Here is a 12,621-nt window from a genome sequence, read left to right on the forward strand (position 1 = left end):
TTATGACTCTAATTTTTTCGCGCGTCTTAATAATAAAAGAAAGACAATTATAATGAACCCAATTATAAGGAAGAACCCATGTTGTTTTATATAATCAATTATGTCCTTCGCACTTGTTGGCTGTTCAGCATGAATGCCGTCTTTATTAGTAGTAATATGAATATCTTTCATTTTTACTTCATTCGTTTCTTTTTGTAAATCAATCCACTCTATGTTTGGAATACTTTCTAGTTCTTTTAATACTTCTTTTAATGGTTTAACGCCCAAGTAAGGATGATAAAATGCACCGATAATTCCATCGGATAATTTTTCGACAGATAAAGCACGTTCTTTCATTTTTGCTATAGCTTGTGGCTTATCTTCTTCAATAAAGCCAACAGTTTCAGGAATTAATTTCATCCCATGTAAAAATGAAGGTGTACTTATATAAGCCGGTGAGTGCATCGGTTTCCAAGTTTTATCGTTTAGTTGTATTTGTCCTACATAAGTTGAAAAATATTGTGATAGTATTTCATATCCTTTTTGAGACATTGTATAGTGCGGAGCTTCAAAAGCAACTGGATACAATTTAGCTTCTACAAGCTCTGTAATCCCTTTTTCAATATGCTCTTTAATATACTTTTCTTCAAAGGCTTTTCCGTTTTTAACGTATTTATTATAGTCCTCTGTAGATTGGAAATCGTCTTTTGTTTTTGGTTTTTCATGGTTCGGTTGACGAATTGGTTGATCAGTTTTTACATCCCAAAATTCAAAACCTTCGCCAGTTTCACTATCATAAAACTGATGTGTGTAACCATGCATAACGATAGAGCCACCATTATCTTGCATAAAGCGTAAAACATCGATTAATTCAGAGTTATCCTTTAAATGTACTGTTTTTCCTGTGTCTGGATCTTTGTAAACAGGGATAACGGTAATCATATAAGGGAGCTTTTTCTCTTTTAGTAATTCAGCGATTTCTTTTAATTGCTTTACATCTACAGCTGGGTGAACGTCTTCAAGACGTAAATAAGCTGTAGTTTTATTTGTCATAGGCTTTTGTTCGAAGTAAGAAAATAGCATTTCACCGACGTAATGGGACATCCAATCAAAAAGGTTCGGAGTTGCAACATAATAGGATGTTCCTTGCTGAACGATTAACGGATGGTTTCCATCGGCACTCAAGGCGTAAGCAAGAGCTGTTCCTTTTGTTTCAACCTTCTTCATTAAGCGTTCTTCATGTAATTCATTTTTTAACTGGTGAATCGGATATTCTATAGTGTGAGTTCGTATATCGGTTTCTTTCGAGGTAATGAAAGAAAAACGATTAGATAATTGTTCAACATTTTGTCCTAAAACTAATACTGGACCCGAGAAGTTTTCTAGAAATTGTTTTGCTTTAGTAGAAAAATCTTCTTTTTTCTCTCCAATATAAACAATATGTGTATAAGAAGATGAGTTAGTAGTTTCATTCATTTCTTTTAAACTTTTTACTGTTATATTATTTGTAAAGTGTCCTAACTGAGTATTAAGGATTTGTACATTGTTTGTAATTTTGTTGTTTTCTGTACTATACAAAATAAGTACTTTTGGCTTGGATGATGTTTGTGCAGAGATATGTATAGGAAAGAGTAGTAAAATGCTAAAAAAGAGTAGTAGGAATTTTTTCATTTATATATGCTCCTAGTCTATATAGAATTCAATTTACAATTATATACAATAAATGAGTTGTAGTCCATGTAAGTTACATTTTTGTACGTATTTACCAACTGTTTTTTCGCAAAATCGGTCTAAAGCATGATGATAATATGTATAGTTATTTGCTATGATTGAAGGGTAAGAGAATGATAGAGTGTAGGTAATTGTAAAGGGAAGGCTGAAGGGGGACAAATTTCAGCGGAGAAAGAGGTAGAGGTAGTGAAGAAATTCTTTGTAGGATTTTTAGTTGTTCTTGGAGTGTATTTATATTTCCAAGGAAAGTCTGAAGGAATGGGTAAGCTAATGAATGAAACAAGCTATGTTGATTCAGAAGAAGTAAAACAGATGAAACAAATCATTATAGAGGAAGCAAAGAAAGTAAACCTTCCGGAATGGATACCTCTTACAATTGCCGAACATGAAAGTAGGTTAAATCCAAGAAGTGTTGGAGATAACGGAACTTCATTCGGATTGTTTCAATTACACCGCGGTGGTGGGCTTGCGCCAGATCATTTAACTGATGAAGAGCTGAAAGATCCACGTATAAATGCACAAATTGCAATGCCGCATTTAATGAAAGGTTATAAGCGCGGGGTGCAAAAAGGTTTGACTGATTTTGCATTACTGAAATATATAGCGAATACATCTGGATGGCCAGGGAATTTAGGACCAGAGTGGACGGATAACAATATGAAGTATAACATCGGATTAGAGGATGTATACTATCGAAATAAAGGTGTAATAAAAGAGTAGGTTTTCTATACCTACTCTGTTTTTTTATGAATAATTTCATCCTTTTCTCTCGTGAAATACTGCACTAGTTGTATTTTCACATCTTCTAGTTTTGTAGAAACTTGCGGTATTTTATATCCTACGTACAATGGTGAAACGACAAACCTGGGAACAACTTTACAAATGATTTTTCCATTTAGGTGATAGAAGAATAAGTTATAACTACTACACCCTTTGTGGAAATCTGTCAGTATGTAACGTACAGTTTGCTGAATATAATTGGCCATTTCATCTATAAATGCAATATCTTCAATGATGATATTAAATTCAGTAAAGCCGATAATAGGACGCTCTGAAATGTTGAGTTCAATGCGTTCATTTTTTTGAACAATTATCCCTTGGAAATTTGCTTCATCAATATTTTCAAGATAGTCTACATGTTTCATTCCGATAATTTGCATGTGTGCATGGTGCAAACTTCCACCTGAAAATGGACCATGATTTTTGTATAAAATTACAGAGGTAAATTCTTCGTTTTCCTGTAAGTTTAACCAATGGTGAATAGAGAAGCGAATTAGTTTTCTCATATGATCTTCTGTATATGTTGCAATATGTTCTTCGCAATTATCTGTTTCGATTAGCACGGTTTGAAAGGTATCCTTTAATGTAGGGAATTTATTTTTTAACCAAATAATAGAGCCCTCAGTTGCTAAAATATCCGTTAAATTTTCTCTGTCACAAAAAGGACATGTAGTGCTTCTGTTCCGAATACTTTCTGGTTTTTGTTTACCGATATCGTTTAAAAAATATAGTTGTTGTGTATCCATTTGTATATATGCCCCTTTAAAATATATGTGAAAATCCCGCTTAATACATTCGGGAAAAGGAGAAGGAAATCCTTTAAAGGGAATAGGGAAAAATAAAAGACAAGATATCCTCATTGCAATAGGGTACCTTGTCTTTTATTTTTTCTTTAATAGTGTGTATGGATAATATAGAGCATTTTCATTTTGTTTCTTTTTTCTATTTTTTATTGTGTATAAGGAAATTGCTGTACTTGCGATTACAATAATGGCTTTCTTCATATTCATATACCCCTTTTTATTTTTGGTTTAATTCTTGGCTAACTGCTTTTGCATCGACTAAAGCGTGTAAAACCATTTTTACCATGTTCATCATATTCCTTCACTCCTTTTTATAATTCGTTTAGTTCTTTTACAACTGCTTGTCCGTTCACTAATACCTCGAAGATTGCTTTTATGATTTCTTTCATCATGATTGTTTCCTCCTTGTTTTTGTCTCTCTTGTTTATATCTTTATTGTATAGGGAGGCATCTTGTCGTACTATCGCTTTCCATTACGTGAACATAACAGTTTTGTAAGATTTGATGTCACTTATTGAAATGTTTAGTCTATCTTCATTATTTTCAGAAAAATGACTATTCAAACATGAAATGGGAAAGTATAATAAAGAAGTAAGTATTAAATTCCGTACGAAAGGGGTGAATGAGATGAAACGTTCTTTAGCTGCGCGTGCCAAATTTTTAGATTATATCTATTTTTGTCGTGCGATTTTTCATGATGTAGTTGTTAACGGGATACGTATGCCCTTTTTTAACAATTGCATAGTAGCTATTGAACGATAGAAGTCTCTTCACCCATTTTTGATAAACGTGTGAAAAGGGAGCTATTTGGCTTCCTTTTTCTATGCCAAAAACCATGGGGAATGTTTCTTTCCCATGGTTTTTTATATTGAAAGGAGTACGGAAAATGACAATTTGTAGTGTAAATAATGTAAAGAAATCTTTTGGTGGAAACATCATATTTGAAAATATATCGCTTGAAATAAAGAATGGAGAACGTATTGGATTAGTTGGTCGTAACGGTAGTGGGAAGACAACTATCTTTCAGCTTCTAACAGGAATGGAGAGTTTGGATGCAGGAGCCATTCATATGAAGAAAGGTACATGCATCGGTCATGTAGCACAAATTCCAAAATTCAATAATGAAATGAATGTATATGATGTATTAAGCTCCGCTTTTAAAAAGGAAAAAGAGTTGGAGATAGAAATGCATGCTTTAGAAAAAAATATGGCGGAAGAACAGGAATCATCTGCTTTACAAAAATTGATGGAGAGGTACGGAGTAATTCAAGAAAGGTACGCGTTTCTCGGTGGTTATGAGATAGAAGCGAATATTATGAAGGTAGCAAATGGTCTACAGGTGACGGAGCTGTTTCCCCGATCATTTATGGAGTTAAGTGGTGGAGAACAAACAAAAGTAAGCCTTGCGTACATGCTATTGCAGAAACCAGATTTACTTTTATTAGATGAACCAACAAATCATCTGGACTTATTTGCAGTCGAGTGGTTAGAGCAATTTCTAAAAGAGTATACAGGAACAGTTATGGTCATTTCGCATGATCGCTATTTCCTTGATGAAGTTGTAACGAAAATTTTTGATTTAGAAGATGGAGAAATTCACGTATATCATACGAACTATTCACAGTTTGTTGAGGAAAAGGAAGAAAGGTTGCTTCAAGAATTTCAAGCGTATCAAGAACAGCAAAAGAAAATAAAGAAAATGAAAGAAGCAATTAAGCGTCTACGTGAATGGGCAAATCAAGCGAATCCGCCGAATGAAGGATTGCATAAGAGAGCCAGAAATATGGAACGTGCATTAGAGCGCATAGAGAAACTAAAGAGACCCATTTTGGATAGAAAACAGATGGGACTTCAGTTTGAAGGGCAAGAGAGAAGCGGAAAAGATGTTGTTGTAATGAAAGAAGTGAGTAAAGGATTTGCTGAACGATCTTTATTCGAGAAAGCAAATTTGCATATTCGTTTTCAGGAGCGCGCAGCTATCGTTGGACGTAATGGTACAGGAAAGACTACGTTATTAAAACTACTACTAGAAGAAATGCAGCAAGATGCTGGTGAAATTCGGATTGGTAGTAGTGTGAAAATCGGTTATTTATCGCAACATGCGTACGGGAATATGAAGAACAATGTATTGGAAGCTTTCAGAGATTGTGTAGCTGTAACAGAGGGAGAAGCAAGACATATATTAGCGCGATTTTTATTTTATGGTCCAGCTGTTTTTAAGAAAGTAACGCAACTTAGCGGTGGAGAAAAAATGAGGTTAAGACTCGCGCAACTTATGTATCAAGATGTTAACTTTCTCATTTTAGATGAACCGACGAATCATCTTGATATTGAATCAAGGGAAGTTTTAGAGGAAGCCCTTGAACAATATAACGGGACGATTTTAGCTGTTTCACATGATCGTTATTTCTTAAATAAATTGTTTGAAAAGACATATTGGATTGATGAGCACAAATTATTTGAGTTTGCAGGGAACTATGCATGGGCTCGTCAAAAGTGGGAAGAAAGAATTGAGAAACAAGTAGCAAAACAGAAGCAGCAACAGCAAGGGAATAGAGCGTTAGAAGTAATGCCTATAAAAAAGAAGAAGGCTAGGAATTTAGAGGAAGTTGAAAGCGAGTTAATGCATATAGAAGAAGATATATATGCACTTGAATGTAAAATGGAACATGTAGTTGATGTTGAAATGCTTGAACAATTGTATGAAGAAAAAACGAAAAAAGAGTTTTTACGAGCGGAGTTATATAATGAGTTAGAGAATATTGTGGAGTAAAGAGTAGAAAGCTAATTCCTTTCAGTTTTGCTGAAGGGATTAGCTTTCTTTTTTATAATAATATTTTACGTAAAGGATAAAGTGAAACTTTAATCAGTGGGGGGTGTTCATCCCCCACTGATTATTAGTTGAACCAATCGGGCGTTTACGGGCAGTTAATCCCCCATCTAACTTCTTTACTCCAGCCGAATTTTGAGGTGGGAGTTTTACTGCCCGTTAATGCGGGATAAATAAAAAATGTGTTTCACGTGAAACAGTAATTTTGATAAATCTTTGTTACGCAATTTTCATAGGTTGAGAAACATATGAAATGGTAAGAAGGAAAATAAACGTTATTAGAAGTGTTTTTGATAAGAGTAATTACAAAAGTATTGGCTAATTATTTCCCAAGACATAAGTGTGTGTAATAGAGACTTGGGGATTGAAGATAAAAAAGAAAGCAGAGTTACAGCTTTACGCGCTGAACTCTGCTTTCTTTTTGTGTGGTATCTTCCCTCGTTGAAATTATAATAGCGATCCCGAGCATAATAAAAAAAGCTAAAAAGAGGACGAACTTTGGGAAGAAAGGGAATAGTAATAACGCCCCGACTATCATGATTGTTAATAATACATAGTGCAGGACATATTGGAATAGGTTGTCCATATTTTCGCCCCCTTCTTGGTAGTTAATTGTTATTATTCTATGCGGGACTATTAGGTAATAGAAGGTGTTTTTTATTTTTTGAAAGAAATCAATTAGCCAGGATTGACATAACTAGTGAAAAGGAATAATCTTGAAATTAATTCATACTATTTTTATATGAAAAATAAGGATAGTTACAGAAAGGAGCTTTATGTTACTACTCAATTAGAAAATAGGAAAGTAAGGGTGAGAATTATGCGAAAGGTCTTTAAAGGGTTATTTGCTACGTTTCTTAGTACATCGGTTTTATTAGCAGGATGCGCTCAAGAAGAGACAAGTACAAATAAAGCAACAAAGATGCCAAAAGTGAAAGATGAATTTATTAAAGCGAGTGACAAAGTAAAAAGTCCAGCAAAGGCAAAGGAAAGAAAAGATACTTTTGTAATTGGAATGCCGAGCCCTGGCGGGATATTCCTTCCGCATTTCATGGAGAATGGATGGGATGGCAATATAACGCAAGCTATCTTTGCTCCTCTTGTTGGGCTGGATAAGGAAGGAAAACCAATCCCGATTCTAGCGAAGAAGTGGGATATTTCGGAGGATCAGCTTACATATACGTTACATTTGAAAGATGATGTAAAGTTTAGTGATGGTTCGCCGTTAACAGCGGACGATGTAGCATTTACATTAACGTTACTACATGACCAGACATATAGCGGAGCAACTGATATAAGTCAAACAGCAATAAAGGGTGGGCAAGCATATAAAGAAGGAAAGGCTACATCTATTGAGGGGATTCAAGTCATCGATCCGAAAACAATTACGATTACAACTGAAAAGGTAAATGCCCAAACATTATCGTTAATTGGTGGAGAAGTTATATCAAAAGCTTATTACGGTAAAGAATATAAGCAAGGGAATTTAGAGTATTTAAAAGAGTTATATGGAAAACCGATGGGAGCAGGAGCTTATAAACTAGATAAATATATTCCAGGTCAAGAAGTTCGTTTTGTAGCAAATGAAAATTATTTTGAAGGTAAACCGAAAATTGAGCACTTTATTTATAAAATTACAAAAGGTGATACGAGTTTGCAACAATTTCAAGCGGGAGAAGTAGATTATGATGGCTTCACGACAAATGCGGAAACGATTGAGCAATTAAAAGAGCTAGGTTTCGCTAATATTAATGTGTATACAGGAAGTTCTTACGGCTACATTAAAATGAATTATAAGAAGCCATACTTTAAAGATAAACGTGTACGCCAAGCGTTTATTTACGGATTAGAGCGCCAAAAAGTAATTGATACGTATTTCCAAGGTTATGCCTCACTCGTTAATGTACCAATTACACCAGTTTCGTGGGCGTATACAGAAGAAGGAATCAATAAATACGAATATAATTTAGAAAAAGCAAAGAAATTACTTGATGAAGCAGGATGGAAGGCTGGGTCAGATGGTATTCGTGAAAAAGATGGTCAGAAATTGAAGGTAAGTTATTTTGCCTCATCAGCAAGTAAAATCAATGATGTGATGATCCCTGTTATGAAAGAGGATTATAAAAAGATTGGGGTAGATTTCAACCCAGAATACATGGACTTTAATACGATGATTTCCAAGGTAATTAAAGGAGATTATGATTTAGCGATGGTCTCCACACCGATGATTGATGATCCGAGCGGAACAATTGAGGAGTTTGTTTCGACAAGTAAGCGTAATTATGATGGATATCATAATCCGAAAGTAGATGAATTAGCTAAGCAGGCATTAGAAACATTGGATATTGAAAAACGAAAAGAAATCTATAAAAAACTATATCAAGAGTTAAGTGAAGATCCACCTGTTATTTTCTTAAACAATAGTAAAGTCGTTTCTGCTCACAACGCACGAATTCAAGGATTACAAGAAGATAACTATAATGGTATATTGTTAAGTTTACCTAAATTGAATATTGCTCAATAATTTTTGGAGAACTCTCAAAATATTTATATAGAAATAATTGACAAAATATACTGAAAGATATAAGCTAATAACCATAAAGTCTACCGGAAAGGTCGGAATAAGATTGTTACCCCTCAAAAACATCTGTTTTTTTTACGTTGAAAACCGACTTTTCCGATTGGCTATAAAATGTTGCTGTGGGAGGCATACATAAGGCAAGCAGTTCATAAGGTGTAATTATTAAAAAAAAGTTAGGGTGGGGACAATGAAGAAAAAGACAAAAAAATGGGCTGGTTTATTTTCAGTATTACTGAGTAGTTCGTTTGTGTTATCTGCTTGCGGGGGACAGGAGGATACGGCTTCTACAGAACCAGTTAAACAGCAAGATTTAAAAAATATAAAAATCGAAAAGATTGCTGCTACAGATAAGACGAAAGTGCCTGACAAAGCAAAAAGTCGAAAAGACACGTTAGTTGTTGGGATTAGTAAACCAGGTGGTGTCTTTTTACCATACTTCCAGCAAAATGGCTGGGATGGAAATGTAACTTCTGTTATTTTTGCATCTCTTGTATCGACAGATAAACAAGGAAAACCAACTCCAGAATTAGCTGAGAAGTGGGATGTTTCCTCTGATCAGTTAACATATACATTCCATTTACGTAAAGATTTAAAATTTAGTGATGGTTCACCGTTAACAGCGGATGATGTAGCGTTCACATTGACGCTTTTACATGATAAGGCATATGAGGGTGAAATGGATATTTCTCAATATGCTGTTAAAGGCGGAAAAGAATATAAAGAAGGTAAAGCAACTTCTATTGAAGGAATTCAAGTTGTTGATCCACAGACAATTAAAGTTACGACTGAAAAAGTTAATTCCCAGACACTAACTGCTTTAGGTGGCCCAGTGTTATCAAAAGCTTATTATGGAAAAGACTATAAACAAAATACAAGTTTAGATTATTTAAAAGAGTTATATGGAAAACCGATAGCTGCGGGCCCATATAAATTTGAAAAGTATATTCCTGGTCAAGAAGTTCGATTTGTAGCAAATGAAAATTATTATGCAGGTAAACCGAAAATTCCAAACTTCATTTATAAAATTACTGCTGGTGATACGAAGCTTCAATTATTCCAAACAGGTGAGGTTGACTACACTGGCCTAGGTACTGGTGATGAAGTTCTTGAACAAGCGAAAGGTTTACAATTCGCGAATATTCAAATCGAAACAGCAGCATCATTTAGTTATATTTATATGAATAATAATAAGCCGTACTTAAAGGATAAAAAGGTTCGCCAAGCACTTATTTATGGGTTAGATCGCCAAAAGTATGTTGATACAGCATTAAAAGGGTACGGTACAGTAGCTAGTGTACCAATCCATCCAACTTCTTGGGCTTATACGGAAGAAGGAGTTAATAAATATGAATACGATAAAGAAAAAGCGAAAAAATTATTAGATGAAGCAGGGTGGAAAGTTGGTTCGGGTGGAATTCGTGAAAAAGATGGTCAAAAATTAAAGCTTTCTTATTTCGGCCCAAGTTCGGCTAAGGATAGTGATTTATTAATTCCAATTGCGAAAGAGAATTATAAAGAGATAGGTGTAGAATTTAATCCGGAATTTATGGACTTTAATACTATGCTTTCGAAGGTAAACAAAGGTGACTATGATTTAGCTTCTGTTTCTACACCGATTACAACTGATCCGAGCGAGACTGTAGGTGAATATGTATCTGGTGTCAATGAGGCTAGTCTTGGTTATAAGAATACAAAAGTAGATGAGTTAATTAAAAAAGGTATTGAGACAGTTGATATTGAAAAACGTAAACCTATTTATAAAGAATTGTATAAAGAATTAAGTGATGACCCACCAGTCATTCTATTAAACTACCGTAGAACAATCACGGGTTATAACGGGAATATAAAAGGAATTGACCCTGAAAAATACAATAGTATTAGTGCAAACTTACCAGTATTATCATTTGAAAAATAACGATAAGAATGTATAAGTAGAAGGCATTTTTTCATCCGGCAATTAATAGTGCCGCTTTGAAAAAATGTTCTTCTATTTTAAGCATAAGATTGGAGAGAAAAAGGGTGAAAACATATATCATTCGTAGGTTGTTACAAATGATTCCTACATTGTTGGGTGCGTCAGTTATTATCTTTTTTTTGTTCGCGCTTCTTCCAGGTGACTATATTGATTCAAATCCAAAGATTACACCACAAAGAGCTGCGGAGCTTAGAGAGCTATATGGTTTAAATAAACCAATTGTTGAGCGATATTTCCACTGGCTAGGTAATGCATTGCAGGGGGATTTTGGTTTTTCTCTTCAATATCAAGAACCTGTAACATCATTGTTAAATAAATTCATATGGAATTCATTTATTGTTGCGGTTATTGCATTGTTCTTTATTTGGCTAATTGCACTTATTATCGGTGTATTTTCAGCAACAAAGCAACATTCCTTATTCGATAAGCTTGTAACAATTGGTGTTTTTGCAGCGATGTCATTTCCTTCATTCTTTATCGGTTTGTTTTTAATTAAAGTGTTCGCGGTTGATTTAAAGTTATTACCGATAGGCGGGATGATTGATGTTGGCAGTAATTCGACTGGACTTGCTTACGTAATAGAGGTTTCAAAGCATATGGTTTTACCGGTGTTTATTTTAACTCTCCTTGGAGTAGGCTCATTAACTCGCTATTTTAGAACGAGTATGTTAGAAGTTGTACGGCAAGATTATATTCGAACGGCTAGAGCAAAAGGTTTAAAGGAGAAGACTGTTATTTATAAACATGCATTAAAAAATGCAATTTTACCGGCTATTACATTGCTTGCATTTGAGTTACCAGGATTGTTTTCAGGGGCAATTATTATTGAACAAATTTTCAACTGGCCAGGTATCGGCAATATTCAATTAGAAGCGCTTAATTTCCGTGATTATACAGTATTAATGGCATTTACGATGTTTCTTTCTTGTTTAACAATTGTTTCAAACTTTTTAGCGGATGTTGTATATGCAGTTGTTGATCCACGTATTCGGTTGAAGTAAGGGGGGAAAGAGATGGAAACTGTTACAGCAATTACAGAGAAAAAAGCAAAAAAGAAAAGACGGAATGAATCATCACCGTGGAGGCAAGCTTTTAAAAGGATAAAGAAAAATAAGATGGCACTTATAGGGTTTTATGCATTAGTTTTTATGTTTTTATTTTGTTTTATCGGTCCATTCTTTTCACCGTATGCATCCGGAAAAATACAAGTTGCGCTAATTAACAAACCACCTAGTTTTTCTCATTGGCTTGGTACAGATCAATTAGGAAGGGATATTTTAACAAGGCTTATGCAAGCGGGGCGGATTTCATTAACAATTGGCTTAGCTTCAATGGTTTTATCAGTTATACTAGGAGCTTTATTAGGAGCTATTGCAGGTTTTTATCGTGGCATCGTCGACAATATTATAATGCGTCTTGCAGATATTTTAATGTCGATGCCAGGATTACCCTTACTTATTATAATGGGAGCTATTTTATCAGAATGGAAAGTACCATCTGACTATCGTCTTTATGTCATTATGATTATTTTAAGTTTAGTAGGTTGGCCAGGGCTTGCACGTCTCGTACGAGGTCAAATTTTATCGCTTCGAGAACAATCGTTCATGCAGGCTGCTGATGTGTTAGGAATAAAAGATTACCGCAAAATTGTATATCATTTAATCCCAAATGTTTTACCAATATTAATTGTTGTATCAACATTAGGTGTTGCGGGTTCTATATTAGGAGAGTCTGCACTAAGCTATTTAGGTCTTGGTGTCGTTCCACCTACACCATCGTGGGGGAATATGATTAGCGCAGCAAACTCATTAATTGATTTCCAAAAGCGTCCTTGGTTATGGATTCCACCCGGTTTTGCAATTTTTATAACAGTTGTATCAATTAATTTACTGGGCGATGCACTTCGTGATGCATTAGATCCAAAGATGAAGCGGTAGGTGAG

General features: G+C 34.6%; 11 protein-coding genes. 7 read left to right on the forward strand and 4 right to left on the reverse strand.

Annotated elements, in window-relative coordinates; translation table 11 throughout:
• The gene (locus MHI07_RS01215) at positions 1 to 1,650 is read right to left on the reverse strand and encodes a polysaccharide deacetylase family protein (protein WP_340821524.1); all 1,650 of its coding nucleotides are present in this window, start codon (positions 1,648 to 1,650) and stop codon (positions 1 to 3) included.
• 246 nt (positions 1,651 to 1,896) lie between these two features.
• Between MHI07_RS01215 and MHI07_RS01220 the strand changes: the two genes are divergently transcribed.
• Positions 1,897 to 2,430 carry a transglycosylase SLT domain-containing protein gene (locus tag MHI07_RS01220; RefSeq protein WP_002159554.1) on the forward strand — a complete coding sequence of 178 codons (534 nt, stop codon included), beginning with the start codon at positions 1,897 to 1,899 and terminating at the stop codon, positions 2,428 to 2,430.
• 11 nt (positions 2,431 to 2,441) lie between these two features.
• Here the strand turns inward: MHI07_RS01220 and MHI07_RS01225 are convergent, their stop codons facing one another.
• Both MHI07_RS01225 and MHI07_RS01230 read right to left on the reverse strand, forming a co-directional pair.
• Positions 2,442 to 3,236: a DUF4931 domain-containing protein gene (locus MHI07_RS01225; RefSeq protein WP_033710530.1), complete on the reverse strand. Its 795-nt coding sequence runs from the start codon at positions 3,234 to 3,236 to the stop codon at positions 2,442 to 2,444.
• A 135-nt stretch (positions 3,237 to 3,371) separates the two neighbouring features.
• Complete coding sequence (locus MHI07_RS01230; RefSeq protein WP_002159552.1) at positions 3,372 to 3,500, reverse strand: hypothetical protein; 129 nt, start codon at positions 3,498 to 3,500, stop codon at positions 3,372 to 3,374.
• 420 nt (positions 3,501 to 3,920) lie between these two features.
• On the opposite strand from MHI07_RS01230, the gene MHI07_RS01235 reads away from it, so the two are divergent.
• Both MHI07_RS01235 and abc-f read left to right on the forward strand, forming a co-directional pair.
• Positions 3,921 to 4,055 (forward strand): RAxF-45 family protein, encoded by a 135-nt coding sequence (locus tag MHI07_RS01235; RefSeq protein ID WP_079999070.1) that lies wholly within the window; start codon positions 3,921 to 3,923, stop codon positions 4,053 to 4,055.
• 124 nt (positions 4,056 to 4,179) lie between these two features.
• Positions 4,180 to 6,066, forward strand: a complete 1,887-nt coding sequence (gene abc-f / locus MHI07_RS01240) for a ribosomal protection-like ABC-F family protein (protein ID WP_340821528.1) — start codon at positions 4,180 to 4,182, stop codon at positions 6,064 to 6,066.
• Positions 6,067 to 6,511: 445 nt separating this feature from the next.
• On the opposite strand, the gene MHI07_RS01245 is transcribed toward abc-f, so the two are convergent.
• Complete coding sequence (locus MHI07_RS01245; protein ID WP_000369259.1) at positions 6,512 to 6,709, reverse strand: hypothetical protein; 198 nt, start codon at positions 6,707 to 6,709, stop codon at positions 6,512 to 6,514.
• Between the two features lie 234 nt (positions 6,710 to 6,943).
• On the opposite strand from MHI07_RS01245, the gene MHI07_RS01250 reads away from it, so the two are divergent.
• The 4 genes from MHI07_RS01250 (at position 6,944) to opp4C (ending at position 12,616) form a co-directional block, all read left to right on the forward strand.
• Positions 6,944 to 8,647, forward strand: coding sequence for an ABC transporter substrate-binding protein (locus MHI07_RS01250; RefSeq protein WP_340821529.1), 1,704 nt, complete (start codon positions 6,944 to 6,946; stop codon positions 8,645 to 8,647).
• A 244-nt stretch (positions 8,648 to 8,891) separates the two neighbouring features.
• Positions 8,892 to 10,619, forward strand: coding sequence for an ABC transporter substrate-binding protein (locus MHI07_RS01255; RefSeq protein WP_340821532.1), 1,728 nt, complete (start codon positions 8,892 to 8,894; stop codon positions 10,617 to 10,619).
• A 104-nt stretch (positions 10,620 to 10,723) separates the two neighbouring features.
• The gene (locus MHI07_RS01260) at positions 10,724 to 11,680 is read left to right on the forward strand and encodes an ABC transporter permease (RefSeq protein WP_016103351.1); all 957 of its coding nucleotides are present in this window, start codon (positions 10,724 to 10,726) and stop codon (positions 11,678 to 11,680) included.
• A 12-nt stretch (positions 11,681 to 11,692) separates the two neighbouring features.
• Entirely contained in the window at positions 11,693 to 12,616 is a 924-nt protein-coding gene (opp4C, locus tag MHI07_RS01265) for an oligopeptide ABC transporter permease (protein ID WP_002063509.1), read from the forward strand.
• Positions 12,617 to 12,621 lie beyond the last annotated feature (5 nt).

This window comes from Bacillus sp. FSL H8-0545 (assembly GCF_038006105.1).
Classification (GTDB): domain Bacteria; phylum Bacillota; class Bacilli; order Bacillales; family Bacillaceae_G; genus Bacillus_A; species Bacillus_A cereus_U.

What these genes read in the sequence shown, in the direction of transcription:
- MHI07_RS01225 (WP_033710530.1), bottom strand. Translation starts at nt 3,236, where the DNA reads ATGGATACACAACAACTATATTTTTTAAACGATATCGGTAAACAAAAA.
- opp4C (WP_002063509.1), top strand. Translation starts at nt 11,693, where the DNA reads ATGGAAACTGTTACAGCAATTACAGAGAAAAAAGCAAAAAAGAAAAGA.
- abc-f (WP_340821528.1), top strand. Translation starts at nt 4,180, where the DNA reads ATGACAATTTGTAGTGTAAATAATGTAAAGAAATCTTTTGGTGGAAAC.
- MHI07_RS01245 (WP_000369259.1), bottom strand. Translation starts at nt 6,709, where the DNA reads ATGGACAACCTATTCCAATATGTCCTGCACTATGTATTATTAACAATC.
- MHI07_RS01215 (WP_340821524.1), bottom strand. Translation starts at nt 1,650, where the DNA reads ATGAAAAAATTCCTACTACTCTTTTTTAGCATTTTACTACTCTTTCCT.
- MHI07_RS01235 (WP_079999070.1), top strand. Translation starts at nt 3,921, where the DNA reads ATGAAACGTTCTTTAGCTGCGCGTGCCAAATTTTTAGATTATATCTAT.
- MHI07_RS01255 (WP_340821532.1), top strand. Translation starts at nt 8,892, where the DNA reads ATGAAGAAAAAGACAAAAAAATGGGCTGGTTTATTTTCAGTATTACTG.
- MHI07_RS01250 (WP_340821529.1), top strand. Translation starts at nt 6,944, where the DNA reads ATGCGAAAGGTCTTTAAAGGGTTATTTGCTACGTTTCTTAGTACATCG.
- MHI07_RS01230 (WP_002159552.1), bottom strand. Translation starts at nt 3,500, where the DNA reads ATGAATATGAAGAAAGCCATTATTGTAATCGCAAGTACAGCAATTTCC.